The 26,513-nt window shown below is 38.7% G+C and carries 26 protein-coding genes and 1 pseudogene; 23 read left to right on the top strand and 4 right to left on the bottom strand.

The window, feature by feature from the left end:
- Window positions 1–8: 8 nt before the first annotated feature.
- Window positions 9–683 (top strand): zinc metallopeptidase, encoded by a 675-nt coding sequence (locus tag BAOM_RS16190; RefSeq protein ID WP_127761162.1) that lies wholly within the window; start codon window positions 9–11, stop codon window positions 681–683.
- 165 nt (window positions 684–848) lie between these two features.
- On the opposite strand, the gene BAOM_RS16185 is transcribed toward BAOM_RS16190, so the two are convergent.
- Window positions 849–1,721, bottom strand: coding sequence for a YitT family protein (locus tag BAOM_RS16185; protein ID WP_127761161.1), 873 nt, complete (start codon window positions 1,719–1,721; stop codon window positions 849–851).
- A 221-nt stretch (window positions 1,722–1,942) separates the two neighbouring features.
- Here BAOM_RS16185 and BAOM_RS16180 point away from each other — a divergent pair, with 221 nt between their 5' ends.
- The 17 genes and pseudogenes from BAOM_RS16180 (at window position 1,943) to BAOM_RS16100 (ending at window position 17,336) form a co-directional block, all read left to right on the top strand.
- Window positions 1,943–2,275: a nucleotide pyrophosphohydrolase gene (locus tag BAOM_RS16180; protein ID WP_127761160.1), complete on the top strand. Its 333-nt coding sequence runs from the start codon at window positions 1,943–1,945 to the stop codon at window positions 2,273–2,275.
- Between the two features lie 16 nt (window positions 2,276–2,291).
- On the top strand, window positions 2,292–3,092 hold the full coding sequence (gene dapB, locus BAOM_RS16175) for a 4-hydroxy-tetrahydrodipicolinate reductase (protein WP_127761159.1): 801 nt from the start codon (window positions 2,292–2,294) through the stop codon (window positions 3,090–3,092).
- Window positions 3,093–3,113: 21 nt separating this feature from the next.
- On the top strand, window positions 3,114–3,512 hold the full coding sequence (locus BAOM_RS16170) for a methylglyoxal synthase (RefSeq protein ID WP_127761158.1): 399 nt from the start codon (window positions 3,114–3,116) through the stop codon (window positions 3,510–3,512).
- A gap of 10 nt (window positions 3,513–3,522) precedes the next feature.
- Window positions 3,523–4,227, top strand: coding sequence for a bacillithiol biosynthesis deacetylase BshB1 (gene bshB1 / locus BAOM_RS16165; protein WP_127761157.1), 705 nt, complete (start codon window positions 3,523–3,525; stop codon window positions 4,225–4,227).
- A gap of 1 nt (window position 4,228) precedes the next feature.
- Complete coding sequence (gene bshA / locus BAOM_RS16160; RefSeq protein ID WP_127761156.1) at window positions 4,229–5,356, top strand: N-acetyl-alpha-D-glucosaminyl L-malate synthase BshA; 1,128 nt, start codon at window positions 4,229–4,231, stop codon at window positions 5,354–5,356.
- A gap of 15 nt (window positions 5,357–5,371) precedes the next feature.
- A complete protein-coding gene (locus tag BAOM_RS16155; protein ID WP_127762608.1) occupies window positions 5,372–6,565 on the top strand; it encodes a CCA tRNA nucleotidyltransferase in 1,194 nt (397 codons plus the stop codon).
- The gene (locus tag BAOM_RS16150; protein WP_180319788.1) at window positions 6,550–7,527 is read left to right on the top strand and encodes a biotin--[acetyl-CoA-carboxylase] ligase; all 978 of its coding nucleotides are present in this window, start codon (window positions 6,550–6,552) and stop codon (window positions 7,525–7,527) included. The genes BAOM_RS16155 and BAOM_RS16150 overlap by 16 nt, the downstream gene beginning before the upstream one ends.
- A gap of 416 nt (window positions 7,528–7,943) precedes the next feature.
- Entirely contained in the window at window positions 7,944–8,780 is an 837-nt protein-coding gene (gene panB, locus BAOM_RS16145) for a 3-methyl-2-oxobutanoate hydroxymethyltransferase (RefSeq protein ID WP_127761154.1), read from the top strand.
- A pseudogene (gene panC, locus BAOM_RS16140) lies at window positions 8,777–9,623 on the top strand (pantoate--beta-alanine ligase). The gene panB and the pseudogene panC overlap by 4 nt, the downstream one beginning before the upstream one ends.
- Before the next feature lie 26 nt (window positions 9,624–9,649).
- Complete coding sequence (panD, locus tag BAOM_RS16135; RefSeq protein WP_127761153.1) at window positions 9,650–10,033, top strand: aspartate 1-decarboxylase; 384 nt, start codon at window positions 9,650–9,652, stop codon at window positions 10,031–10,033.
- A gap of 168 nt (window positions 10,034–10,201) precedes the next feature.
- Window positions 10,202–12,985: an ATP-dependent DNA helicase DinG gene (dinG, locus tag BAOM_RS16130; RefSeq protein WP_127761152.1), complete on the top strand. Its 2,784-nt coding sequence runs from the start codon at window positions 10,202–10,204 to the stop codon at window positions 12,983–12,985.
- A gap of 363 nt (window positions 12,986–13,348) precedes the next feature.
- Complete coding sequence (locus BAOM_RS16125) at window positions 13,349–13,519, top strand: YpmA family protein (protein WP_127761151.1); 171 nt, start codon at window positions 13,349–13,351, stop codon at window positions 13,517–13,519.
- Window positions 13,520–13,533: 14 nt separating this feature from the next.
- On the top strand, window positions 13,534–14,010 hold the full coding sequence (locus BAOM_RS16120) for a cell wall elongation regulator TseB-like domain-containing protein (protein WP_127761150.1): 477 nt from the start codon (window positions 13,534–13,536) through the stop codon (window positions 14,008–14,010).
- 19 nt (window positions 14,011–14,029) lie between these two features.
- Window positions 14,030–15,214 carry a pyridoxal phosphate-dependent aminotransferase gene (locus tag BAOM_RS16115; protein WP_127761149.1) on the top strand — a complete coding sequence of 395 codons (1,185 nt, stop codon included), beginning with the start codon at window positions 14,030–14,032 and terminating at the stop codon, window positions 15,212–15,214.
- A 228-nt stretch (window positions 15,215–15,442) separates the two neighbouring features.
- A complete protein-coding gene (locus BAOM_RS16110; protein WP_127761148.1) occupies window positions 15,443–16,138 on the top strand; it encodes a DnaD domain-containing protein in 696 nt (231 codons plus the stop codon).
- Between the two features lie 14 nt (window positions 16,139–16,152).
- A complete protein-coding gene (gene nth, locus BAOM_RS16105; protein ID WP_127761147.1) occupies window positions 16,153–16,809 on the top strand; it encodes an endonuclease III in 657 nt (218 codons plus the stop codon).
- Window positions 16,806–17,336: a YpoC family protein gene (locus BAOM_RS16100; protein ID WP_127761146.1), complete on the top strand. Its 531-nt coding sequence runs from the start codon at window positions 16,806–16,808 to the stop codon at window positions 17,334–17,336. The genes nth and BAOM_RS16100 overlap by 4 nt, the downstream gene beginning before the upstream one ends.
- A 22-nt stretch (window positions 17,337–17,358) precedes the next feature.
- Here the strand turns inward: BAOM_RS16100 and BAOM_RS16095 are convergent, their stop codons facing one another.
- Together BAOM_RS16095 and recU are read right to left on the bottom strand one after the other, a co-directional pair.
- Complete coding sequence (locus tag BAOM_RS16095; RefSeq protein ID WP_127761145.1) at window positions 17,359–20,103, bottom strand: transglycosylase domain-containing protein; 2,745 nt, start codon at window positions 20,101–20,103, stop codon at window positions 17,359–17,361.
- Between the two features lie 30 nt (window positions 20,104–20,133).
- A complete protein-coding gene (gene recU / locus BAOM_RS16090) occupies window positions 20,134–20,745 on the bottom strand; it encodes a Holliday junction resolvase RecU (protein ID WP_119115313.1) in 612 nt (203 codons plus the stop codon).
- Between the two features lie 227 nt (window positions 20,746–20,972).
- On the opposite strand from recU, the gene BAOM_RS16085 reads away from it, so the two are divergent.
- The 4 genes from BAOM_RS16085 to BAOM_RS16070 all read left to right on the top strand — a co-directional run bounded on the left by BAOM_RS16085 (window position 20,973) and on the right by BAOM_RS16070 (window position 23,441).
- Entirely contained in the window at window positions 20,973–21,899 is a 927-nt protein-coding gene (locus tag BAOM_RS16085) for a DUF2515 family protein (protein WP_127761144.1), read from the top strand.
- Window positions 21,900–22,020: 121 nt separating this feature from the next.
- Window positions 22,021–22,284, top strand: a complete 264-nt coding sequence (locus BAOM_RS16080) for a hypothetical protein (protein WP_127761143.1) — start codon at window positions 22,021–22,023, stop codon at window positions 22,282–22,284.
- 141 nt (window positions 22,285–22,425) lie between these two features.
- Entirely contained in the window at window positions 22,426–22,824 is a 399-nt protein-coding gene (locus BAOM_RS16075; RefSeq protein WP_127761142.1) for a YppE family protein, read from the top strand.
- 71 nt (window positions 22,825–22,895) lie between these two features.
- Window positions 22,896–23,441: a YppG family protein gene (locus BAOM_RS16070; protein ID WP_252282557.1), complete on the top strand. Its 546-nt coding sequence runs from the start codon at window positions 22,896–22,898 to the stop codon at window positions 23,439–23,441.
- Window positions 23,442–23,642: 201 nt separating this feature from the next.
- On the opposite strand, the gene BAOM_RS16065 is transcribed toward BAOM_RS16070, so the two are convergent.
- Window positions 23,643–24,113 carry an Hsp20/alpha crystallin family protein gene (locus BAOM_RS16065; RefSeq protein ID WP_127761141.1) on the bottom strand — a complete coding sequence of 157 codons (471 nt, stop codon included), beginning with the start codon at window positions 24,111–24,113 and terminating at the stop codon, window positions 23,643–23,645.
- 132 nt (window positions 24,114–24,245) lie between these two features.
- Between BAOM_RS16065 and BAOM_RS16060 the strand changes: the two genes are divergently transcribed.
- Entirely contained in the window at window positions 24,246–26,492 is a 2,247-nt protein-coding gene (locus BAOM_RS16060) for a DEAD/DEAH box helicase (RefSeq protein WP_127761140.1), read from the top strand.
- Window positions 26,493–26,513: the final 21 nt, after the last annotated feature.

The following is a 26,513-nucleotide window of genomic DNA, read 5'->3' as shown; positions in this document are numbered from 1 at the left end:
AGGACGCTATGTTTTTCGTTTATTTGGCGATTATTATTTTAATCCCGATTTATGCACAAATGAAAGTTAAAAGTACGTATAAGAAGTATTCACAAGTTGCTGCATCTTCAGGAATGACGGGGGCTGAAACAGCACGGGCAATTCTCGATCAGAACGGCCTTTATCATGTACGCGTAGAGGAAACGCCAGGGGTGTTATCTGATCACTATGATCCACGTGATAAAACAGTTCGTTTGTCAACAGATAACTATCATGGACATTCTGTAGCTGGTGTGTCAGTTGCTGCTCATGAGGTTGGCCATGCGATTCAAGATCAAGAAGGTTATGCATTTCTTCGTATTCGCCATGCATTAGTACCGGTTGCGAATTTCGGGTCAAATATATCGTGGATTTTGATTTTAATTGGGATGCTTGCAAGTATGTCAGGCTTGCTGCTTGCTGGTATTATCTTTATGGCAGCAGCTGTATTGTTTCAAATTGTGACGCTTCCGGTAGAATTTAACGCCTCTTCACGAGCAATGGACCAAGTCGTCGCTTTAGGAGTTATTCGCAATGATGAAGAGCGTGAAACGAAAAAAGTTTTAAATGCTGCCGCTATGACGTATGTAGCAGCTGCGTTAGTCGCTGTACTAGAATTAGTTCGTTTAATTTTAGTGTATACGGGTATGAGAAGCGAAGATTAATCAAAGAAGGGATTCCTAATTCGGAATCCTTTTTTTCGTTATGTACAAGAGCATTTCGGTAAGTCTTAATGTCTAGTGTAAGAGCATAGCTCCTCTATGTCCGATTTACTTGAAAGGTGAAGTCCAAGAACGGCTCCACCTTCTAGCTTGCCACTTTCGCGCTTTTTATGAGTGAAGCGGGTTTTTATTTTCATCTAATGTAAACCCTTCTCCTAGTACATCATGTACTTCACTAACGGAAACAAAGGCATGTGGATCAATAGAAGTAATAACGTTTTTCAGGCGAAACAGTTCATTTTTACTGACTACGCAATAAAGAACTTCTCGTTGTTGTTTTGTGAATGAACCGTATCCGTTTAAGACGGTTACCCCTCGATCCATCTCTTTCATTATTTTTTTAGAAATTTCCACGTTTTTTTCCGAGATAATGATGGCTCCACGTGCAGAGTAGGCTCCTTCTTGAATAAAATCAATGACCCGCGCTCCAATAAAAACAGCAACAAGTGTATACATTGCTTCTCGATAACTTAAATAAGTCAGGATAGATAAACCGATTACCATCGCATCAAACATAAACATGGCTCGTCCAATGCCAATCCCGAAATAGCGGTTTGCAAAACGGGCAATAATATCCACTCCTCCTGTTGTTCCTCCGTAACGAAAAATAATGCCGAGTCCAACCCCGATAGATACCCCAGCAAATAGTGAGACAAGCATTAAATCGTTTCCAAGAGCCATCGGAATTTGGTAGCGTTCGAAAATCCAGAGCCAGAAAGATAAGCCGACCGTACCAATAATGGTATAATAAAAAGCAGTTCTGCCTAAATACTTCCACCCAATAATAAAAAGAGGAATATTTAAAAGCAAGTTTGAATAAGAAGGTTTGAATCCAGTTAATTGATATATAATCAGAGTGAGACCGGTGAATCCGCCTTCCGCTAAATTATTTTGCATATTAAAGTGAACTAAGCCAAATGCAAAAATGGCTGCTCCTAACAGGATCAATACAATATTTTTGATTCGTAAGCTATGGTTCATATTGAGTACCTCCAAAGCTTAATATACGTTCAATCTAGTCATTTTAATCAAATGACTCGTTTCTTATGAAGTTTCCTGTGGTGACCCGTGCTCAAAATGTTGTCATTAGCGTCAGTTTTAGCTAACATAATGAGAGTAGATTTTAAATTGCAGCTATTGTTAATTAACAGAGTCATTTAACATAGCTGATTGTACAAATTGTTGGAAGAATGGGTGACAAGATGGACAAGCCAAAAACGATGCAAGAAATGCAAGCTGAAGTTGACCAATATATTAGTCAATTTAAGGAAGGATATTTTAGTCCGTTAGCGATGCTAGCGCGTTTATCGGAAGAACTTGGTGAATTAGCAAGAGAAGTTAATCATTATTATGGAGAAAAGCCAAAGAAAGCGACAGAAGAGGCTAATACAATTGACAATGAATTAGCGGACATGCTATTTGTGATTATTTGCTTCGCCAATTCACTAGGCATAGACTTACAAAAGTCACACGATCAAGTCATGCATAAATTTGCAACACGTGACAAAGACAGATGGACAAAATTAGAAGACTAGAAGGGGTAGAAACAACATGGCAAATATTAAAGTAATCGTAGCAGGTCCACGCGGGAGAATGGGCTTGGAAGCAGTGAAATTAGTACATAATACGGAACATTTTGATCTTGTAGCCGTTATTGATCGCAAACATAATGGGGAAAATCTTTCCGATGTAGAAGGTTTTCAAGGAATTGATGCGCCTATTTTTTCTGATATAAAAGAATGTTTTTCAAAAGTGGAAGCAGATGTACTAGTTGATTTAACAACACCAGAAGTAGGGATGTATCATACGGAAACAGCTTTGCAATATGGCATTCGTCCAGTCGTTGGAACGACTGGTTTTACAAAAGAGGATTTAGCTAAGCTTGATGCCTTAACGAAGGAAAAAGGGTTAGGCTGTATCATTGCCCCTAACTTTGCCATTGGTGCTATTCTTATGATGAAATTTTCGCAAATGGCTGCTAAGTATTTTAAAGATGTAGAGATTATTGAAATGCATCATGATCAAAAGCTGGATGCTCCATCAGGAACAGCAGCTAAAACAGCAGATTTAATCTCTTCTGTTCGTGAAGCAAAAGTTCAAGGACACCCAAGTGAAAAAGAAACGATTCCAGGAGCACGTGGTGCAGATGTGGAAGGGATGCGTATCCATAGCGTTCGCTTGCCTGGTCTTGTTGCACATCAACAAGTGTTATTTGGAAGCGCTGGTGAGTTATTAACGGTTCGTCATGATTCTTTTAACCGCGGTTCATTTATGTCGGGTGTAAAGCTTTCTGTTGAGACGATTATGAATCTTGATGTGCTTGTCTATGGTTTAGAAAATATTATCGAGTAATATACAGAGGAGCGGGAATTTATGAAAATCGCTTTAATTGCCCATGATAAGAAGAAAGAAGATATGATTGGATTCGTCACAGCCTATAAAGATATTTTTGCACAACATGAGTTATTTGCTACAGGGACAACAGGAAAAAGAATTATTGAGGAAGTTTCATTACCTGTTCATCGCTTTCATTCGGGTCCCCTCGGTGGTGATCAGGAGATTGGTGCGATGATTGCAAAAGATGAAATGGATATGGTTTTGTTTTTCCGCGATCCACTTACACCGCAGCCGCATGAACCAGATGTAACAGCTCTTATTCGTCTTGCGGATGTTTATCAAGTTCCGCTTGCTACAAATATGGGAACAGCAGAAGTGCTCGTAAGAGGTTTAAAAGATGGCTTTATGGATTGGCGTAAACTAAGAGATAATTAAGGTGAACTATATGAATGAAACAATAGATATATTAGCTTTTGGCGCTCATGCTGATGATGTTGAAATCGGCATGGGTGGTACGCTTGCGAAATATGCGCAAATGGGAAAGAAGATTATGATTTGTGATTTAACAAAAGCAGAAATGTCTTCTAATGGAACGGTAGAACGAAGAATTGAAGAGGCAAATCAGGCAGCTAAGATTTTAGGTGTTGAACGAATGTCACTGAATTTACCTGATCGTGGATTGTATATGAAAGAAGAGTATATCCAAGAAATTATTACAGTGATTCGTACATATAAGCCGACTCTCGTATTTGCGCCATATACAGTGGACCGACATCCCGATCATGGGAATGCAAGCCGTTTAGTAGAAGAAGCTGTCTTTTCTGCAGGTGTTCGTAAATATATGGAGAATGCCGGATTGGGTACACACCGTGTACAAAATGTCTATTTTTATATGATTAATGGTTTTCATAAGCCGGATTTTGTTATGGATATTTCAGCATTTATGCAAACAAAAATAGATAGTCTTAAAGCGTATGAAAGTCAATTTGTTAAAAGTGATGCAACGATAGATACGCCGCTTGTAAATGGCTATATCGAAACAGTAGAAGCACGTGAGCGGATGTTTGGAAAAGAAGTGGGAGTAACATATGCAGAAGGCTTTATGTCGAAAAAGCCGCTGCTGATTAATGTCGATTTATTAGGAGAATAATATGAAGTTGAAAATTGGGATTACGTGTTACCCAACTGTAGGTGGGTCAGGGGTTATTGCTACTGAGCTTGGTAAACTGCTTGCTGAAAAAGGACATGAAATTCATTTTATCTCGACAAGTCTGCCATTTCGTCTGAATAAAATGTATCACAATGTATATTATCACCAGGTAGAAGTGAATTCTTACTCTGTGTTTCAGTATCCCCCTTATGATTTAGCGCTTGCTAGTAAAATGGCCGAAGTAATACAACGGGAGAATCTTGACATTCTGCATGTGCATTATGCGATTCCACATGCGGTTTGTGCGATTTTAGCCAAACAGATGGTTAAAACCGATGTGAAAATTGTGACGACTCTTCATGGTACCGATATTACTGTCCTTGGAGAGGATCCTTCGCTCACCAATTTAATTAAATATGGCATTGAACAATCTGATGTCGTCACCGCTGTTTCTTCTTCGCTTGTTGAACAAACACAGGAACTAATTGCTCCTGATAAGGAAATTAGGACGGTTTATAATTTTATTGATGAGCGCGATTATCATAAGGTAGATTCCAGTTATTTACGCACGGAATATGGCATTGAAGAGCATGAAAAAGTTATCATTCATGTTTCGAATTTTCGGACGGTGAAAAGGGTAACTGATGTAGTGCGCACTTTTCAATTAACTGCCGAGCAAGTACCTGCTAAGCTTTTACTCGTTGGGGATGGACCAGAAGTGACCGTCGTTTTAAAACTCGTTCGAGATCTTGGTATAGAGGAGCGAGTATTATTTCTAGGAAAACAGGATAATTTGGCTGAACTTTATTCGATAAGTGATTTAATTCTTTTATTATCAGAAAAAGAAAGCTTTGGTCTAGTGTTATTGGAAGCAATGGCTTGCGGTGTCCCTGGCATTGGTACAAATATTGGCGGTATTCCGGAAGTTATTGTGGATGGTGAAACGGGCTTTTTATGTGAAGTAGGAGATGTAGAAACGGCAGCAGCCCATGCAGTTAAACTGCTGCGTGATGATCATCTCCATCAACACTTCTCGAATGCAGCTTTTAGACGAGTTCATGAAACATTCGGCTCAGCTTTTATTACCGCTCAATATGAAGCGATTTATCGAAAACTTCTCGTTCGATAAGGAGGACTCACATTGATGGATTCATTATTTATACAGGCTGTGCCGATTATTGAAAGAATCGAACAAGCAGGATATGAGGCCTATTTCGTCGGCGGTTCAGTTCGTGACCAGATTATTGGCCGAGCGATTCACGATGTCGATATTGCTACATCAGCAACGCCAGGAGAGATTAAAGCAATCTTTCCACGCACTGTAGATGTTGGAATTGAACATGGGACCGTTCTTGTTATCGAGAAACATGGTTCATATGAAATTACTACTTTTCGAACAGAAAGTGGCTATAGTGATTTTCGCAGACCAGATGAGGTAAGATTTGTCCGATCATTAACGGAAGATTTAATGCGTCGTGATTTTACAATGAACAGCATGGCTATGGATAAAAACGGTAATATCATTGATCCCTTTGGCGGTCAAAAAGCAATCATGGATAAGAGAATTGTTACCGTTGGCAATTCTTATGAACGATTTCATGAAGATGCTTTACGGATGATGCGAGCGATTCGATTTGTAAGTCAACTTGGCTTTACATTGGATTCAGAAACATTGCGTTCCCTTCAAGAAAATGGGTCACTGCTAAAGCATATTGCTATCGAGCGTGTCCATGCTGAATTTGAAAAGCTTTTGGCAGGACCGTATCGTGTTCAAGGTTTACAGCTTTTAGTGCAAAGTGAGTTATATAAATATATACCACGTTTACATAATCAAAAAGACACGCTTAAACAACTGACAGCGCTGCCAATTGATACACTTAGTGTTAGTGAAATTTGGGCACTGTTACTGATTCAAGGGCGTGTAGAAGATGTTTCGTCATTTTTACGTGATTGGAGGCTGCCCGTAAAGCAAATTAAAGCAATTCAAAGAGTCGTTTTCTTTGCGGATAAACCTTCATCCTTTGTAGAACATGTATATGATTTGTTTGAAATTGGATTAAGTGAAGGAGTTCAGGCGGCTAAAGTTAGAGCGGTCGTTCATGGAGACAGCGTGTCTGATGCAGAGGCTTTGGTACGGAAAAAGTACGCTGATTTAGTCATTAAAGACATGTCGGAGCTCACGGTTGGCGGTGCTGATTTATTAGCTTGGCATAACGTGAACCCTGGTCCATGGCTAAAAGAATATTTACAAATGATTGTAACAGCGGTATTAAAAAGAGAAGTGGAAAACGATAAACAGAAAATAAAGGAGTGGCTAGTACAGTGCAATCTGATGTAAGAACGAAGCTAATAGAAGCCTTTTCAAATGCCAATGGAACATTTATTTCAGGTCAACAGATTGCAGACTATATCGGATGTTCAAGAACCGCTGTTTGGAAGCATATTGAAGATTTGCGAACAGAAGGCTATGTTGTCGAAGCGGTCCGAAATAAAGGCTACCGAATCATTACAACACCTGAAAAAGTGACAGCCAATGAGATTCAACTTGGTCTACAAACGAAAATACTTGGGAAAAAAGTTCATTATGAGGAAAGCGTAGAGACAACACAGAAAATTGCTCATAAGCTTTCAAATGAGGGAGCTCCTGAAGGAACGCTTGTCGTAGCTGAAGAGCAAAGAGGTGGAAAAGGGAGACTGATGCGTCCTTGGTATTCACCGAAATATACGGGAGTATGGATGAGTTTAATTTTACGGCCATCGATACCTTTTCATCAAGCCCCTCAGTTAACATTGCTTGCCGCTGTTGCTGTTGTTCAAGCGATTGAAAATACAACAGAGTTGAAGCCGCAAATTAAATGGCCGAATGATATTTTAATTAATCGTAAAAAAGTAACAGGTATTTTAACCGAATTACAAGCAGAGTCTGATCAGATTCATTCTGTTATTATTGGAATCGGGATGAATATTAACCAAAAACAAACGGATTTCCCTGAGGAACTGCAAGATATTGCTACGTCTCTTGCAATAGCTGGCGGACAAAATATTTCACGCGCAAAAGTCATTCAAGAAGTGCTTATACGTTTAGAAGCGTTGTATGAGCTTTATCTAGCAGAAGGGTTCTTACCAATTAAAGGTTTGTGGGAAAGCTATGCTGTTAGTCTTGGTCAAGAAATTAAAGCAACGACTGTGAATGAGACGATTGTTGGAAAGGCATTGGGCATTACAGATGCTGGTGTATTACTTCTAGAAGATCAAAATGGCAAAGTTCATTCTATTTATTCAGCAGATATTCATATTTAACGAATGGACCATTGTATATAGTGTTGTTAATTGGGACTTCTTGTTGAAAGGAGTCCCTAATTGTTTCATTAACAAGATGATTCATCAGAGTGCGTGAACAATTTTTGACGAAATGTGAAAAATTATAATAGAAATTTTTGACGGGGCTTGTTATAATGCAAGTGGGCAGTATCGAGAGAGCTGCACCTTTATTTGCCCAAAAAATTTGAAAATCTGCCTTGATCCAATGGGACAGGGACGGAGGGATGAAACTTCTGATGTTAACAAAGAGATTAGCTAATGATTTATAAACTGTAGTTGGAACGATATTCGTTCATGCGGTTTTTTATTTAGCTAGTCTCTTTTTTACGTAACGAAACTAGACACCAGTGCAGTCAACTGATGTTTTCATCTCCTCTATAATAAGGGGGAACGTTATGAAATTATCTGGAGATTTTTTGAAAATGAAGCAAAATAAAGAAAAGATTGTGATGCTGACGGCTTATGATTATCCAGCAGCGAAGCAGGCGGAGCAAGCGGGAGTCGATATGATTCTCGTTGGAGATTCGTTAGGAATGGTTGTGTTAGGATATGAATCGACAATTCCTGTTACGGTCAATGATATGATTCACCATACAAAAGCAGTGAAACGTGGAGCTCCTCATACATTTGTTGTAACGGATATGCCGTTTATGAGCTATCATCTTTCTCTTGATGAAACGTTAAAAAATGCTACACGCATTATGCAAGAAGGCGGAGCTGATGCGGTTAAAGTAGAAGGCGCAGGTGAGGTCGTAGAAAAGATTGCCGCAATGACCAACGCTGGTATTCCTGTTGTAGCGCATCTTGGTCTAACGCCGCAATCTGTAGGAGTTCTTGGTGGTTATAAAGTACAAGGAAAGAGCTTAGAAGCAGCTCAGCAACTATTAGAGGATGCGAAGAAATGTGAAGCGGCTGGAGCTTTAGCCATTGTGTTTGAGTGTGTTCCTCATCAAGTAGGTACACTTGTGACGGAAGCGCTTTCTATACCAACAATTGGAATTGGTGCTGGAGTGGATACAGATGGACAAGTTCTTGTGTACCATGACATTCTTTCGTATGGAGTTGATCGTGTTGCGAAATTTGTAAAAGTATACGGAAATGCTAATGAATTAATGAACCAAGCCATTTCACAGTATGTAAGCGAAGTGAAAACGGGTGAGTTTCCAACACAACATCATACTTTTACGATGAAAGAAGAAGAGCTGATGGCTTTATACGGAGGAGTCAAATGAAGATTGTTACTACTATAGCAGAATTAAAGCAAGCTTTACGGGCTGAGAAACAGAACGGAAAAAGCATTGGATATGTTCCGACGATGGGGTTTTTACACGAAGGTCATGTGAGCCTGATGGAGCGTGCACGCAAGCAAAATGATATCGTTGTATTAAGTATTTTTGTAAATCCATTACAGTTTGGACCCAATGAAGATTTTGAGACATATCCACGTGATATTGAACGAGATGAGAATATTGCTAGAAATGAAGGCGTGGATTATATCTTCTACCCTCAAGTAGAAGAAATGTACGGCTCAAAGCCATCTGTTACTGTACGAGTAGAAAGTCGTACAGATTGCTTATGCGGGACAAAACGTCCGGGACACTTTGATGGTGTTGCGACGGTTTTAACGAAATTTTTTAATATCATTGGCCCAGATAAAGCGTATTTTGGGCTAAAAGATGCTCAGCAGGTGGCAGTCGTGAGCGGGCTGATTGAGGACTTTAATTTTCCAGTAGAACTTGTACCGGTTGATATTGTTCGAGAGGAAGATGGCTTAGCTAAAAGTTCACGAAATGTTTTTTTAAGTGAAACAGAGCGCCAAGAGGCGAAAGAGCTGTACCAAGGTTTATTGCAAGCGAAAAAAAGCAATTGAAGCTGGCGAGAGAGACCCAAATCAAGTTGCTCAGATTGTAGAGAATCATATTAACACGCATACGAATGGTACTATTGACTATGTTGAAGTATACCGATATCCAGAATTGCAACCAATGGAAACTCTTTCAGGGCACATCATTATTGCAATGGCTGTGAAGTTTGCAAATGTTAGACTCATTGATAATCTTACACTAACAATATAAAAGCTTAGAAAATAGGGGGAGTTTCCATGTTTCGTACAATGATGAATGCCAAAATCCATCGTGCTCGTGTAACAGAGGCGAATTTAAATTATGTAGGCAGCATTACAATTGATGAGGATATCCTTGATGCGGTTGGTATTTTACCTAATGAAAAAGTAGCAATCGTCAACAATAATAATGGAGCGCGTCTAGAAACGTATGTGATTGCCGGGGAAAGAGGAAGCGGCGTTGTTTGTTTAAATGGTGCAGCAGCAAGACTTGTCCAGCCAGAAGATGTTGTAATTATTATTTCCTACGTTATGGTAGCGGAAGAGAATCTTCCTAATCACAAGCCAAAAGTAGCGATTATGAATGAGCATAATGAAATTGTTGAATTAATTTCCCATGAACCAGCAGCAACAATTATGTAAGAAATGAACCGGCTGAAAGCGATGAAACGCTTGAGGTCGGTTTTTCTTGTTATCAAGATTGAACGAATTGTAAAGTTTCTAGTATTATATAGAAGTTTCACTTTATTTCTTCTTTGTGGTATAAAAAAGTGAGGGAAACAAGGAAAGTAAGTTTGAGGTGTACAAAACATGACACAACGATATGTAGTGATCGATTTAGAAACAACAGGGAATTCTTCGAAAAAAGGAGATCGAATTATCCAGTTTGCGGCAGTAGTGATCGAAGAGGATCAAATTGTTGAGGAATTTTCGACCTATATTCATCCAGAACAAGAGATTTCTTTGTTTATTGAAGAGTTAACCGGAATTAGCAATGAGACAGTAAAGGATGCTCCTATTTTTGAAGAGGTGGCGGAACACATTGTGAGCTTATTGGAAGGCGCTTGTTTTGTTGCTCATAATGTCCTGTTTGACTTATCGTTTTTACAAGAAGAGTTGACTCGATGCGGGCATGAGCCATTTTACGGGTCTACATTAGATACAGTTGAGTTAGCAAAAATATTAAAACCGACTTCCGATGGTTACAAGCTTCATCAGTTAGCAAAGGAAGATCGTATTGAGCATTTACGGCCTCATCAAGCTGATAGCGATGCGTATGCAACGGCTTTATTGCTGTTATCATTTAAAGAAAAGCTGCTAAGTTTGCCTTTAATGACGTTAAAGCAGCTTTATCGATTGTCTTTTTCATTACAAAGTGAAGTGTCGGAGCTCATTAATGACTGTATGGCTATCAAGCTATCTAAGGCTGAAGTGCATGAGCCCAATCTTGTTACCTATCGAGGACTTGCTTTTAAAAAGGGCAAGCAAGGATTAGAAGATAACTATCAAGAAAATGAGTATCCAACCGATCGACAGATGAAAATAAAGATGTTAAAAGCAGCGTTTCCTGAGTTTGAGAGTCGATTCGGGCAGCTGCAAATGATGGATGTCATTTATGGTTCTTTTGAAAGCGAGAAGGATGCTATTATTGAAGCCGGTACAGGGATTGGTAAATCGTTAGGATACTTACTGCCAGCGGTTTATTTTGCGAAAAAAAAGCAACAGCCTGTCGTTATTTCTACTTATACATTACAGCTTCAGGATCAGCTATTGCAAAAGGAAATACCGAAGTTAAAGGAAATCCTTCCCTTTGACTTTCAAGCTGTTCTTCTAAAAGGACGAAGCAATTATTTGAGTTTAGCAAAGTTTGAGCGAGCTCTTCGAGAAAAAGATGATCATTATGAAAGTGCGTTAACCAAGATGCAGATTATCGTTTGGCTAACAGAAACTGAAACAGGTGATCGGGATGAATTAAACTTGTCGAGCGGCGGGCAGCTCGTATGGAATCGACTGCAAAGTGATCATTTCGTCTATCCAGGGTTAAAAAAACCATGGATAGAGATGGATTTTTTTGAGAAAGCAAAACGGACGGCGGCAAGAGCAGATTTGATTATTACCAATCATGCTTTTTTAATGACAGATTTAATAACAGACGATGCTATTTTACCAAAACAAGGCTATATCATCTTAGATGAAGCTCATCATTTAGAACAGGCAGCTTCTAAACAATTTGGACGTCGCCTTGATTATATATTTGTCAAAACGTTTTTGAACCGTCTTGGCACGTCTGAGCAAAAACAGCTTTTGTATCGTTTGGAACGAATCGTTGCTAATCATGGGCTAGAAGTAGAAAGAGCTAAAGAAAATTTAGATGGAAAACTGACAGATTTTGCCTATGAGTTCGAGCAATTATTTGTTATCATTGCGAACCAGACTAATAAGTTAGTAAAAGGAATCGTTCCTAAGCGGCTTGCTTTCAAAATAGAAGAACGCATTCATTGGCAGCGAGCAACATTGTTAGCGGAACGATTATATGATCTGCTTCAGTCCATTGTACGTCTGTTAGGAGAAAAATTGGATGTTCTAAAACAGCATGAAGCATCTTTAGGAAAAAATGCGTTATTTTATGTAAATGATTGTGAAGTGATTCTTGGGCATTTTATTGAAACGAAAGACATCCTTTTTGAATTTTTTATTCAGCCTAGAGAGGATTATATTTACTGGCTGGATTGTATAAATACATCTATGCCAAATGGAGTTGTTTTATCTGCTCAGCCTGTACTAGGAAGCGAAGAATTGTGGAATGCATATTTTGGTCAACAAAAAAGTGTGATTATGACATCGGCAACCCTTTCTGTTAAGCAATCGTTTCAGTTTTTTAAAACACAGTTAGGTATAGAGAAAAAAGACATCTATACCGCAAGCTTTCCTTCGCCGTTTCATTATAAAGAACAAGTAAAAGTACTTGTTCCGCGCGATATACCTGATATTCAAACATTGTCGATTGAAGAATTTGCAGAAGCATCTGCAAATTACATTATTGCTGGTGTTCAAGCGGCACAAGGTCGAACGATGGTGTTGTTTACGTCGCATGAAATGTTACGCGCTGCTTATTATACGATTAAAGACTGTGGTTTATTGGATGACTATACGCTATTTGCTCAAGGGATTTCGGGCGGAAGTAAGATGAGGCTGCTTAGAAACTTTCAAACGTTTGATAAAGCCGTTTTATTTGGGACGACAAGTTTATGGGAAGGAGTCGATATTCCAGGTGAAGACTTGTCTTGCTTAATGATTGTTCGCTTGCCGTTTTCGCCACCGGATGAACCTATAACGGAAGCTAGATGTCAGTTGTTAGCTAAAAAAGGAAAGAACGCTTTTTCCAGCTATTCTTTACCTGAAGCGTTGCTAAGGTTTCGACAAGGATTTGGTCGGCTCATTCGTACGTCCAGCGATCGTGGTGTATTGGTCGTGCTTGATCGACGTGTTTTGACGGCTAAGTACGGAGTAGAATTTCAACGCGCGCTTCCGCCTGTGGAGTGGCAGGAAGTATCGATCAATGAAATGGCGACGGTGATTGAAGAATGGGTATAAGACAATTGTTCCATGTTCTTGAAAAGAATGCGTTCCATAATAGGGTGGATTAACGGTTTTTGGAAGTAGAGTCTTCAACAAAGGCGCAAGAATAAAGGTTCGACATGTATGGATGTTCAGTGTTTGTGAAGGCTCTATTATATGACATTGTGACCGTGGTCTCACAGGCTTTTTAGCAGAGCCGAAAGATGTGTTATCCACAATATTATGTAAAAAAATTCTTTGTGAAAATAATTATAATTTTTATAAAATAATAAAGAAAATGAACGATGAACCTGATATAATGTGAAATGAAGTGATGTCAAACCCCTTAATCTGACAGTGATTATTGACAATTTTCAGGTGATTGGAGGATGGATTTTCATGGAGAGCAAAGTTGAAGTGATTTCAACAGTCAAGGTGCAAGCTTCACCTGATTTATATAAAATTGTCGATGCATTGAATCGAAATCTGAAAAAACAAGATTTAATGTTTGGGTTGGCATTGGATTCAGAGAATCAAAAACAAGCTATCTTCACCATTTATCGTACATAGAAAGAGGGAAGAGATTGAAAAAGTGGTTAATCATTTCTTCTGTTCTTGTTGTTTGTTTTTTCGTCTTCGTGGCGGGTGCCTATATTAGAGCATTACAACCGAAAAATGAGGCGGCAGACATTGCGCTTGCAACAGCAGAAGAAAAAGCGGGAATAGAAAAGATGGATGAATTTTACCTGTATAATGGACACGAGTCTTATTCAGTGGTTGTCGGTACAACAAGCGGTGGAGATAAGCAAATCGTGTGGATTCCCGAAAACGATGAACAAAAAGTTGTCGTTGAACATGCCCGCAATGGTAAGTCTAAAGAAGACATACTTTCAAAGGTTAAGAAAAACCGTAATCCTGCTGAGATTGTATCTGTTAAGCTTGGAATGGAAAAAAATGTGCCGCTTTGGGAAGTGACGTATTTAGACGAGTCCAATAGCTATAACTACGATTATTACGATTTTAAAACAGGTGAATGGCTTAAATATTATCGCAGTATATAGAATGGAGGATTTTTTAATTATGAAATTAGCAAAACGAGTTCAAGCATTAACACCATCTACTACATTGGTTATTACAGCAAAAGCAAAAGAACTAAAAGCTCAAGGATTAGATATTATTGGACTAGGAGCAGGGGAACCAGATTATAATACACCAGCTCATATTATTGAAGCAGCGGTTCAATCAATGAATGAGGGGCAAACAAAGTATACGCCATCTGCTGGTTTACCAAAGTTAAAAGAAGTAATTATTGCTAAATTAAAGAAAGACCAAGGCTTAGACTATACACCATCTGAAATAATCGTTGGTACTGGTGCGAAGCATGCTCTATATACGTTATTCCAAGCGATCCTGGATGAAGGCGATGAAGTGATCGTTCCGACTCCATATTGGGTAAGCTATCCTGAACAAATTAAATTAGCAGAAGGAACACCTGTATATGTAGAAGGAAAAGAGGAAAATCAATACAAAATTACAAAAGAGCAGTTAGAAGCAGCTATCACAGACCGTACAAAAGCGATTATCATTAATTCACCAAGTAACCCAACTGGTATGCTTTATACGAAAGAAGAGTTACAAGCGCTAGGAGAAGTATGTTTAGCACACGATATTCTAATCGTATCTGATGAAATTTATGAGAAATTGGTTTACGGTGGTGCACAACATGTATCAATTGCACAGCTTTCACCACAATTAAAAGAACAAACAATCATCATTAATGGGGTATCTAAATCTCATTCAATGACGGGCTGGAGAATTGGATACGCTGTAGGGAATGAAGCAATCATTAAAGCGATGACAAATTTAGCGAGCCATAGCACATCTAATCCTACAACAACAGCTCAATACGGAGCAATTGCCGCTTATGAAGGCACACAAGCACCAGTTGAAGAAATGCGTCAAGCATTTGAAAGTCGTCTAAATACAATTCATGCTAAATTAGTAGAAATTCCAGGCGTAACATGTATTAAGCCTCAAGGTGCGTTCTACTTATTCCCGAACGTAAAAGAAGCAGCTACATTAACTGGATATAGCAATGTTGATGATTTCGTAAAAGCGTTACTAGAAGAAGCGCTTGTTGCTGTTATTCCTGGTTCAGGTTTCGGTGCGCCTGATAACATTCGTTTATCTTATGCAACATCTCTTGAGCAGTTGGAAAAAGCCGTTGAAAGAATTCATACATTTGTTACAAATAAATTAGCATAATAATACCTATTGAAAAGCTTGCAGGCTGTAACAAACCTGCAAGCTTTTTTGCTTTATTAAAGGCGCGTGAAGCAGTAATTTCACACGCAGAAGCTAAAAATCATATGAGTCAATGTTATTTAGCAAGGTCTTATAAAAAATGAACTGCGCTCGGCTTTTCTCGTTAAAATTATCCGCTTATTCGAATGCTGTGATTCATGTTATACTGAAATGGAGGTGTTCAAATATATGATAAAAGATCAACTGCAAGCGTGGTTTAAGCAAGGAACGCTTACCATTCCAACTTACTTATTAACTCATTATAAAATGATGGGGTTAAATGAACAGGAACTTGTCCTTTTACTTCAACTTCAAAACTTCACAGAAAAAGGGAATTCCTTTCCGACTCCTTCTCAATTATCAGAAGTCATGACATTTCAGGAATCGGAATGTCTGTTTTTAATTCAAAGCTTAATACAAAAAGGCTGTATTGGAATAGAAGTAGAGAAGAGTCAGGAATTTGGAAATGAGAAATATACTTTAGAGCCGTTATATGAAAAAATGCTGACCAGCTTTTTATTAACATTAAAAAAAGAGGAAGCGCTTGAAGCGCAACAATCAAGCGAGAGCCTTTATACGATTGTAGAACAAGAATTTGGCCGGCCTCTATCTCCATTTGAATGTGAAACATTGGCTATGTGGATAGATGATGGTCATGAGCCGGATATTATTAAAGCCGCTTTAAGAGAAGCGGTCATTTCAGGGAAAATAAACTTTCGCTATATTGATCGAATTTTATTTGAATGGAAGAAGAATGGAATCAAAACACTAGAACAAGTACGTAAACAAACACAGAAATTTAGAGCCTACCAAAAACGAGATCGTACACAAGAGCAAACATCTTCTGTAAAAGATATACCGTTTTATAATTGGCTTGAACAATAAAAAGGAGAGTACCTATGTTAACGAAAGCTCAAATTCGTCATTGTTTGGATGTTATGGCCGATATGTATCCAGATGCCCATTGTGAGCTCAATCATTCAAATCCGTTTGAATTGGTCATTGCGGTTGCTTTATCAGCGCAATGTACAGATGCGCTCGTCAATAAAGTAACGAAGAATTTATTTCAAAAATATAAAACACCGGAAGATTATTTGGGTGTATCACTTGAAGAGCTGGAAAATGATATTCGCTCTATTGGATTATATCGGAATAAAGCAAAAAATATTCAAAAGCTCTCTAAAATGTTAATTGAGGATTATGGAAGAGAGGTGCCACAGGATCGCGATGAATTAACGAACTTACCTGGTGTAGGCCGTAAAACAGCCAATGTCGTTGTTTCCGTTGCATTTGGTATTCCAGCTATGGCTGTGGATACTCATGTTGAAAGAGTGTCCAAGCGTCTTGGTATTTGTCGCTGGAAGGATAGCGTATTGGAAGTAGAAAAAACGTTAATGAAAAAAATTCCACGTGAAGAATGGTCGATTACGCATCATCGACTTATTTTTTTTGGCCGTTATCATTGCAAAGCACAATCACCGCAATGTGAGACATGTCCGTTGCTTGACTTATGTCGAGAAGGAAAGAAACGAATGAAAAAGGTTATAGCTCCATGAGTGGAACGAATCGGTTACGTGTTCCAATAGAACTGCAATGTTCTTTGTTTTTTTTTGAAACAGAAATCGTTGTGCCTGTTCGGGATATACAAGAGTGGGGAGAACTGGATAAGTGTATAATATTTCCTTATGACATTGCTTTTTTTGCTGGAATAGAGGTATATAAACCGTGGGAACATGTTCATAAACATATCCCTGATCTTTTGGGGAAGTGGAAAGAAATAGAGGAGTCTTGTCGTACCTACTTTACGGAACGGCAAGCTAAACGGGCTCTAGAGCCGATGAAAGAGGGAATCGCTCTTTTATTTATGATGTTGTTTTGGGTGCATGGTAAACCTGTGTATCTGCGGGATTGGCCATTACACGTCGATACACTTGATATTAAACCAGTGAATGCAGTAGAACGTTTAACCTTTATTATGCAAGGTCCAGCACGCTATCATGCTTTTATTCAACTGAGCGAATTGTTTCGCGAATTAGAAAAGCACTATGTAAAGAATCAAATAAAAAATCGCCTAAGGCAGTGAGCCTAGGCGATTTTTTATTTGATTATTGGCTTTGGTCCGTTTCACCGGGATCTGTTGTTTCTTCTTCTACTGCACCATCTTCTTCATCATCTTCTCGATTTCCTGGGTTATTATTGGAACCATTGCCATTGCCATTACTATTGCCATTATCATTTTCATTACCGTTACCATTTCCATTATTTTTATCTGGATTGTCTGGGTTAGTTTCTGGATTGTTATTCTCTTGGCCTGGTGGTGTGCCATCATTTGGCTGTTCCTGTTCAGGGTTCGTTTCTTCAGGATTTTCTTCAGGATTTTCTTCTGAACCACCCTCCAGTTCAGGATCTTCGTCAATTAGCTCTTCTTCTTCTGTACCATCAGGTATTGAAACGGAAGCTGAAACAGGTTTACTAGATTGACCATTCACAGTAGCAACAACTGAGAATGTATACGTACTACCAGGTGTAGGAGCATTCATCGTTAAGCCCATATCCTTTGTTGACGAAAGAACGGTTGCAGCTCCACCATCGACAGATACTTTTACCTCAAATTGAGGTGAGTCTTCTGGCTTTGGATAGCCCCATGATACATTAATAGCGTTACTTTCAGCATTATAGCTTGCGGATACACCTGTTGGTGCATTGGATTCTTTTTCTTTTTCTTTTTCCTTTTCTTCTTCTGTTTCTTTAGTATACTCTGTTGTGACTTGTTTTGGTTCGTGTCCTTGTACATAATACTCATAAGTTATTTGATCGCTAGGTGTGTATTGGTTAGCCTTTACAGCGGGATTTGACCCTTTAATAATGCCTACTTTTACGACACTGCTTGGCTGTTTAAAGTCTTCGGTTTGTTTTCCATTCGACACGTATTGCATGATGTTTTTGAAAATATACTTTGGTATTCTTTGAGAGGATTCTCCGAGATAATCAAAATCCTCCTTCGAACTATTATTATATCCAGCCCAAACCGTGAGTGTATAATTTGTTGTATACCCGGCCATCCAACTGTCTTTTACAGCAGAAGATGGAATATTATGTTCCGCTCGTTCAGCTGGAGTAAAGTTTGTTGATCCTGTTTTACCGGCTACCGGAAGACCTGGAATATTCGCAAGTTGACCAGTACCGTAGCTTTCTGAAAGAACACTCTGCAACATATTTGAAACGATGAAGGCTGTTGAGTCTTTCATAACCGGCTCTGATACGGTTTTATTTTTAATTTCTGTTTTATCACGTAAAACGATTTTTTTAATGGTATGCGGCTTATTATAGATACCGTTATTTCCAAAGGCACTGTAAGCACCGGCTAGTTCCAATGTAGAAACTTCCATTCCGCCGCCGAGTGCAGATGATTCAACAATTCCTTCTTTCGGGAAGGAGATGCCTAGATTTGTAGTAAATTGTTTAGCATTGTCTAAACCTACTTCTTGTAATGTTTTTACAGCAGGAATATTCAATGAACGACCTAGTGCTTCACGAACAGTCATCGTACCGTAATGGCGACCAGATGCGTTTTTAAGCGGTGTGCCATCGCTATACGCGTAAGGTTCATCGGTAATTTGATGATACGTAGACCAGTTTAAATATTCAACCGCTGGACCGTAGTCAATAATCGGTTTAATCGTTGAACCTGGAGAACGTTTCGTATCTGTTGCATAGTTCCAACCGCGTTTTACGGTTGTATTGCGTCCGCCGCCTATAGCTCGTATTTCGCCTGTTTGTGTGTCGAGCAGCGTAATACCAGCTTGAAGGGTTTCGTTTGGATAGCTGATGGTATCATTGCTATTTAATAGATTAAAGACATATTCTTGAGCATCTTTATCAATCGTTGTATAGATTTCAAGTCCATCTGTAAAGATGTTATAGTCGCCCATTTCTTGTACTTCCTCAATTACTAAATCGACAAAGGCATCATAAGGCGTTGTGTCCACTTGACTTGTATCTTTTGGTTTTAATCCTTCTTCAATGCTCTTGCTTTGAGCGTTTTTCATTTCTTCGTCTGAAATGTATCCGTGTTTATTCATTAAATGTAACACTACATTGCGGCGTTCTTTTGCTCGATCTGGGTGTCCGTATGGTTCATAGCGACTTGGGCTTTGAGGAAGACCCACAAGCATTGCTACTTCATGTAATTCTAATTCATCTAAATCTTTTCCATAATACGTTTTAGCAGCCGTTAAAATCCCATTTGCACTATTAGCGAACCAGATTTTATTGACATACATTTCTAGTATTTCTTCTTTTGTATATTTACGTTCAAGCTGAATAGATAACCACATTTCTTGTACTTTTCGTTTAATCGTTTTATCTGGTGTTAGATAAGAACGCTTGACGACTTGCTGCGTAATCGTACTACCGCCTTGTGACCCGAATCCGCTAGTGATATTAGCCATAACAGCGCTAGTGAAACGAAGGAAATCGACCCCGTTATGTTTATAAAATCGACTATCCTCCGTTGCTAAAAAGGCGTTTTCAACGAGATCTGGAATGTCTTCATAATTGACGTAATCGCGCTTTTCTTTACCGACTTCGGCTAATAATTCGCCGTCTACATCTCTAATTTTTGAAGAAACGGGATCTTTTAACAAGCTTTCATCTAATTTTGGAGCATCGCTAATAAAATAAGCTAAAGTTCCTAATCCAGCGAGTAGAACGACAATTCCAATTGTTACGAGAGTCAGAAAAATTCGTTTGAGCAACGTCTTAGGCTGTTTAGGGCCTTTGGATTCCTTTTTCTGTTTTTCCGCTTGTTTACGACGTCGTTCGCCTCGCGTTGTATATTTTTCATCCATGATGCTAACCTGCCTTTCTAAACAAACATACTAAAAATTTTCTTTAATAAGTAAATCTATTACTTTAATATAGTCAATTCTTGGTTGAAAGCCAAGAGGAATCTTTGTTGAGGTTGTCTCTACCTCTTGGATTGTAATGGATTTACGCCCCCCAGCATGCATTCTTTCCCAATAAACAAACAACTCCTTTGCAGGCATAAGGTAAATCGTATCCGTTATCGAAAAGCGCATAATGACAAAAGCAATTCCTCCTTGTGCCGTAACAGCCTGCATATGCTTAATCTGATGGTCGTGAAAGTTTTTTAATGGAAAGGAAGCCGTGCTCTTTGTTTCCTTCGCTTCAAAATCAATATATTTTCCTTTATATACACCATTATAATCAGTTGTTGATGCCTGTTTAAAGTAGGCCTCTTTAATAATTGCGGCACTTCTTTTAGGGTAATGGACATCAACGATTTGAATCGGCGTTGGTTTTTTGTGAATAACAGCAATTCCATTTGTTAAGTAGTATTGATTGGTTTCGTTTAAATCGTCCTCCAATGTTTTTCCTCGATTACTATAGCTCATTTCTTTTGAGTGTGAGGGTTTTATTTTAGCTGGTTGCGGCATAAATTTACGCCCATTGGGATAATGAAAGGCCAACGTTCTTCCTCCTTTTTCACCTAATCGTATGATAGCAAAAAAAGTGAAAAAAAGGTGAATAAAACGAATCATTTCTCAAAACGATAGAGAATAGTTACGAAAAAACTATAAAATTGTCACATTTTACCGTAAATGGTTATGTAATGACAGTAATGTCGTTGTTTGATTCCTTTCATTAATCATAGTATCTCACATAGTCTATCAAAACATAAATAGGTGGTATGTAGATGAATCAGCAACTTCTTAACACAATAAAAGGTTTAACGGAAAAAGGGAATAGAGATAATATCTCAAGAACAAAGGCCTATGAGCATTTTTTTAGCAAACATCCGGAAATTAGATGGTCCTTATTGGCTGGCGTAGTGTCTAGAAATGCAGGGTGGAATATGTGTGATCTTGCAGGGAACTGGTTGCCGCATATTTTGACAGAACGCTATCGACGCCAATTATTTTTAACGTATGAAGAAGCTAATTGGAGAATTTTTCAAGATGCTTACCCGCAATTATTGCTCTACCATTATTCGAAGAAATACAATCGTCCTTTGTTCCATTTAGGGAAACACTTTTTTATGACGACTTTCATGGAGAAAGAGTGGCAGCGGTTTTGGCAGCTTCGAGATGAAAAGCGGCTCGTATATGCCTTAATTATTAATGAGCAGCATGTTATTGAGCGGCCGGTTATTCGAAAACGCTCGTTTGTTTTTCATTCTGTTTTATTTTTACTGCAAGATTGGCTTCATTACAGTATGGTTTTGTTTCCAACTTGCTTCGGGCAACTGTATGGTTTTTCCGTTGCGAATTTTTGCGATGTAGATGCCCGTATCCATCTTGGGAAGAAACTATATGAGCTTCTATTTTCACCGGACCTATTTCCTTTATTTTATCAATTTGTTCTTACAACAGAGCCGACGGGGGCGCGCTATGATTATGAACAATATGGGAATCATATTCCTGCAGCAATGACACCAACCCTGCGAAAGACATATCCCATTATTTATCATTCAATAGATGGAACGGATCAATGGGATGTAAGAAATAGGATTAAATCGAAGTGGTTCCGTGCACCCAAAACGATGAAAAACGTTTGCTTAACAGATTCGTATTATAAGAAACAGCAGCATATAGAGACAATAGTTAATATAATGTCGAAGTAACTGATAAATAGAGAATTTAGCACTTTTTTTGCCGATTTCCTTCTAGTTTTGTCAGGCAAGAAGGTCTTAGCTAACAAAGCAAGAATAGTATTAACTAGTAAAGACAGGGAGGGATGAACAAATGAGAAATAAAAACGTTGCAATCGATGAGATGTTGGCGATGATTGCAGATATTCATTCAAGCCTAGATGGTTTAGAAAAATCCTATGGCCTTGCTGTTAATACGGAGCGCTGTAAGCTATGGGCTGAGCAATATAAAATGGTCAATCAAACACAAGAGGCATTAGACGCAGTTGAGTCATCCTTAAAACAGAGTCCTGCGTATTCGATAAAGTTAGAGAAAGTACCTAAGAACATACAAGTAACGCCTAGTTTAGGCTATTAATAACAAGATGCAGCTGGAATTCAGCTGCATTTCTTTTTGAGCCGTTCTCTATTATAATTTAGAAGGCTATGTTTATTGATATTGTTGAATTTATAAGATATTTAACAGTGCTAATTAGAAAAAAGTAAAGTAGGGGAACGTATGGATGAGTACCAAAAAGTTATAAATTTAACAGAGCAATTAATTGTATTGGCAAAAGAAGCAGATGCAATCTACGAAGAGGTTCGAAAGGATGGGGAAGAGAAGGATTTCTATCATGAAGTTAAGCCGTTTGCAGATCGAGTACGGCTCGCCTGTGAACAATGGGAGCAAAGAGTAAAACAATGGATGAAAGAAGCGGAGTTTAAGCACTTATTTCCGCAACAAATCGAACAGACTGCTCAGAACCTCACAGATGTATCTGTTCAAGCTTTTTTTCCGAAAACAAGTTATAAACGATTTAAGAGTCATGTGCAGTCAGTGTTATTTATTCTACAAAATGTTAAGATGGAAAGCGTGCGTATATTGGAACAAAAAGGTAAAGAAGACTCCTCACTTTAACTCACTATCTGTTGTTTCTTCACATATAGTATAGAAGAGAATGTCAGGAAATGGAGGAGGTTTCTTTCAAGATGATGAGAGCGAATTATCATCAAGGACATCCAAATCCCGGTTATTATCCGCAATCGATGCCGAATTATTGGGGAGGGTATTCTGAAGGGATGCAGTACCATGCTCAACCGATGCTATCGTATCCATTTCATGTAGCGGGTGATAGTGTGATGCAGCCGTATCAACAGAGTGGCATCCAACAAGAACCATATTCTTTTCAACCATATCCACAGCAGCCGATGAATATTGGAGGGGCTCAGACTCCGCAGGGAGCAACAATGTCGTCTTATTCTCCGACATCGCAATCATTTAATCCATTTGATAATCCATTGCAGCCACAAGTAAAGCGTCCGCCGTACCAAGCGTTCTCCAACCCTTATCCTAAACAGCAATTTATGCAAAAGGCACAGCCTTCGGGTTTTCAGTCTGTGCTTAATCAATTTAAAACACAGGATGGTTCCATGGATGTTACTAAAATGATGAATACAGCGGGGCAAATGGTTAATACATTTACGCAAATGTCATCGGTATTTAAAGGGGTAGGAAGTTTATTTAAAATAACATAAGAAAAGTGTAAGGCGCTCGTTTAGCGGCGGCAAGCATAAGATAAGCGGCTGGCAGATATGTTCTTTGTCTGTCGAAACGATTGGTTCAACTAACCATCAATGGGGATGAAGGAAAACCCCCACTGATGGAAGTTTCACTTTATATTTTCTTATCTTTGAAAAAGGCAGAGGTTTATGTGCTATAACATAAACCTCTGCCTTTTATTCATGAATATCAATTTTGTTTCCTTTTAACTTAGGCAGCTTCAATTGGAGAATTCCATTACGATGAGAAGCAGTGACGCTCTGTTCGTTAATAGGGGTAGGCAGGTGAATCGTTCTAGTTACTGTACTAGTTCCTTGTTTTCCCTGAAAGAAACGAGAGGAGGGATGTTCAAGTGTTTCATTTTGTGTATGTTTAATCGTAATCGTCACAGCTTGTGGCAATAGTTCAATGTTGATTTGCTCTTTTTTAATTCCTGGAAGGGATGCAGTAATCAGATAATAATTAGGTTTATTAAAAAACTCTGTAGGAAAGCTTCGTTCTCTCATGGAGCCGAAGAAATCATCAAGTGATTGCAGCATTCCTTTTACAGGCTTTTCTGAAAAGAGACGGTCCATCGTATGCATAAATTGTGAAAAAGGCTCTCGAGACAATTGCTTATCGTTATTTCTTTTATCAGAAGAGGTCATCGCACTGCTCCTTTCGATTATTTCTTCACCTATAACCTATGTCAACCTAATGGGAAGGGTGAATGGTTAATCATACATCTAGTCATCTGAATGAATCTTCGTTACACTGTACAAATAAGGGGTGTAACGGAGATGAAGAAGAAATCACTTTCTGACGTAATTAAGGAATTAAGAACGAATGAGCAAATTATTCATTGGCATGAGATAGAACCTAAGGAAGCGCGGACGAAAGCGCTGCCGAATGAAGTAGATTCACGTATTCAGGCGGCTTTGAAGAAGCGAGGAATCGATAGGTTATATACACATCAATATAGCGCCTTTCAAACCGTTCAAAAAGGGGAACATGTTGTGGCTGTTACGCCAACAGCGTCTGGAAAAACACTTTGTTACAACTTACCGGTTCTACAAGCGATTGCTGAAAATAATCAAAATCGAGCTCTGTATCTCTTTCCTACGAAAGCACTAGCTCAAGATCAAAAAAGTGAATTAAATGACATCATTAATGAGATGGGAATCGATATTAAAAGCTTTACCTATGATGGAGATACATCACCTGCTATCCGACAAAAAGTTCGAAAAGCAGGGCACATTGTCATTACTAATCCAGATATGCTTCATTCAGCGATTCTTCCTCATCATACAAAATGGGTGAGCTTATTTGAAAATCTAAAATATATTGTTATTGATGAGTTACATACGTATCGAGGTGTATTCGGGAGTCATGTTGCGAATGTAATCCGCCGTTTAAAACGAATTTGTGAATTTTATGGGAGCAATCCGGTTTTTATTTGTACATCAGCGACGATTGCGAATCCGAGAGAATTGGCCGAACAATTAACAGGTCATTCGATGCGATTAATCGATGATAATGGGGCACCAAGCGGTCGAAAGCACTTTGTTTTTTATAATCCCCCGATTGTGAATCAGCCGCTTAATATAAGAAAAAGTGCAACGGTTGAAGTGAATCATTTAGCCAAGCAATTTTTACAAAATAATATTCAAACGATTGTTTTTGCAAGAAGTAGAGTACGAGTAGAAATTATTTTAAGCCATCTACAAGAGCTAGTAAAAAAAGAACTTGGTTCCAAATCGATTAGAGGATATCGCGGAGGATATTTACCGAAGCAGCGACGAGAAATTGAAAAAGGACTTCGAGAAGGAAGTATTATCGGGGTTGTTAGTACGAATGCGTTGGAACTAGGTGTTGATATTGGTCAGCTGCAAGTGTGTGTGATGACAGGATATCCAGGAAGTGTAGCAAGTACTTGGCAGCAAGCAGGACGAGCAGGAAGACGGCATGATGAAGCGTTAATTATTATGGTTGCGAGCTCTACTCCAATTGATCAATATATTGTGCAAAACCCTGATTACTTCTTTGATCGTTCACCAGAATATGCACGAATTAATCCTGAAAATCTCATTATTCTCGTAGATCATCTTAAGTGTGCGGCTTATGAATTGCCTTTTCGAACAGGAGAATCGTTTGGCTTGCTAGAAGTAGATGAACTACTAGAATATTTAGTAGAGGAGCGTGTACTACACCAAAACGGTGACAAATTTTATTGGGCTAATCAATCTTTTCCAGCGACCAATATTAGTTTGCGTTCCGCTTCTCAGGAAAATGTCGTCATTATTGACCAATCAGATGTCGCGAACGTAACTATTATCGGGGAAATGGATCGTTTTAGTGCAATGACACTGTTGCATGATGAAGCGATTTATTTACATGAGGGCATTCAGTATCAAGTAGAAAAGCTAGATTGGGAGCATAAAAAAGCGTACGTCAGAAAAGTAGATGTAGAATACTATACGGATGCCAACTTGGCCGTTCAGCTTAAAGTATTGGAGATTGATCGATCCGTAAATCGGAAACAGACAGCAATTCATTATGGTGATGTAACTGTTAATATGCTCCCGACTATTTTTAAAAAAATCCGTTTGACGACATTTGAAAATATCGGTTCGGGCCCTATTTATTTACCTGAAGAAGAATTGCATACGAGCTCTACTTGGCTTGAATTAAGAGAAGTAGACGAAGGGATAGGGGAGAAAGTGCTCGAGCAATTATTGTTAGGTATTGCTCATGTGCTTCAGCATATTGTCCCGATTCATGTGATGTGTGATCGACAAGATATCCATGTTGTTTCCCAAATTAAAGCGAATCACACTGGGTTACCAACGATTTTTTTATACGATCATTACCCAGGTGGAATTGGTTTGGCAGAGGATGTGTACAAACGGTTTGATGACATTCGAGCAGCAGCTGTACATTTAATCAGTCAATGTTTATGTGAGAACGGTTGTCCATCATGTGTTGGGATGGAACTAGACGGTATGAATGTGAAGCAAGCATGTATCAATCTGCTCAAGCAGTTTTAATCATTTGATCAGTAAATAGAG

Origin of the sequence: Peribacillus asahii, from assembly GCF_004006295.1 — a bacterium.
GTDB classification, from domain to species: Bacteria; Bacillota; Bacilli; order Bacillales; family DSM-1321; genus Peribacillus; species Peribacillus asahii_A.
The sequence above is the reverse complement of the archived record's forward strand: the minus strand, read 5'-3'. Positions and strand labels throughout refer to the sequence as shown.

Bases quoted from the DNA above. Each gene is read 5' to 3' on its own strand.
- BAOM_RS16190 (WP_127761162.1), top strand. From the start codon at position 9: ATGTTTTTCGTTTATTTGGCGATTATTATTTTAATCCCGATTTATGCA.
- BAOM_RS16185 (WP_127761161.1), bottom strand. From the start codon at position 1,721: ATGAACCATAGCTTACGAATCAAAAATATTGTATTGATCCTGTTAGGA.
- BAOM_RS16180 (WP_127761160.1), top strand. From the start codon at position 1,943: ATGGACAAGCCAAAAACGATGCAAGAAATGCAAGCTGAAGTTGACCAA.
- dapB (WP_127761159.1), top strand. From the start codon at position 2,292: ATGGCAAATATTAAAGTAATCGTAGCAGGTCCACGCGGGAGAATGGGC.
- BAOM_RS16170 (WP_127761158.1), top strand. From the start codon at position 3,114: ATGAAAATCGCTTTAATTGCCCATGATAAGAAGAAAGAAGATATGATT.
- bshB1 (WP_127761157.1), top strand. From the start codon at position 3,523: ATGAATGAAACAATAGATATATTAGCTTTTGGCGCTCATGCTGATGAT.
- bshA (WP_127761156.1), top strand. From the start codon at position 4,229: ATGAAGTTGAAAATTGGGATTACGTGTTACCCAACTGTAGGTGGGTCA.
- BAOM_RS16155 (WP_127762608.1), top strand. From the start codon at position 5,372: ATGGATTCATTATTTATACAGGCTGTGCCGATTATTGAAAGAATCGAA.
- panB (WP_127761154.1), top strand. From the start codon at position 7,944: ATGAAATTATCTGGAGATTTTTTGAAAATGAAGCAAAATAAAGAAAAG.
- panD (WP_127761153.1), top strand. From the start codon at position 9,650: ATGTTTCGTACAATGATGAATGCCAAAATCCATCGTGCTCGTGTAACA.
- dinG (WP_127761152.1), top strand. From the start codon at position 10,202: ATGACACAACGATATGTAGTGATCGATTTAGAAACAACAGGGAATTCT.
- BAOM_RS16125 (WP_127761151.1), top strand. From the start codon at position 13,349: ATGGAGAGCAAAGTTGAAGTGATTTCAACAGTCAAGGTGCAAGCTTCA.
- BAOM_RS16115 (WP_127761149.1), top strand. From the start codon at position 14,030: ATGAAATTAGCAAAACGAGTTCAAGCATTAACACCATCTACTACATTG.
- BAOM_RS16110 (WP_127761148.1), top strand. From the start codon at position 15,443: ATGATAAAAGATCAACTGCAAGCGTGGTTTAAGCAAGGAACGCTTACC.
- nth (WP_127761147.1), top strand. From the start codon at position 16,153: ATGTTAACGAAAGCTCAAATTCGTCATTGTTTGGATGTTATGGCCGAT.
- BAOM_RS16100 (WP_127761146.1), top strand. From the start codon at position 16,806: ATGAGTGGAACGAATCGGTTACGTGTTCCAATAGAACTGCAATGTTCT.
- BAOM_RS16095 (WP_127761145.1), bottom strand. From the start codon at position 20,103: ATGGATGAAAAATATACAACGCGAGGCGAACGACGTCGTAAACAAGCG.
- BAOM_RS16085 (WP_127761144.1), top strand. From the start codon at position 20,973: ATGAATCAGCAACTTCTTAACACAATAAAAGGTTTAACGGAAAAAGGG.
- BAOM_RS16080 (WP_127761143.1), top strand. From the start codon at position 22,021: ATGAGAAATAAAAACGTTGCAATCGATGAGATGTTGGCGATGATTGCA.
- BAOM_RS16075 (WP_127761142.1), top strand. From the start codon at position 22,426: ATGGATGAGTACCAAAAAGTTATAAATTTAACAGAGCAATTAATTGTA.
- BAOM_RS16070 (WP_252282557.1), top strand. From the start codon at position 22,896: ATGATGAGAGCGAATTATCATCAAGGACATCCAAATCCCGGTTATTAT.
- BAOM_RS16065 (WP_127761141.1), bottom strand. From the start codon at position 24,113: ATGACCTCTTCTGATAAAAGAAATAACGATAAGCAATTGTCTCGAGAG.
- BAOM_RS16060 (WP_127761140.1), top strand. From the start codon at position 24,246: ATGAAGAAGAAATCACTTTCTGACGTAATTAAGGAATTAAGAACGAAT.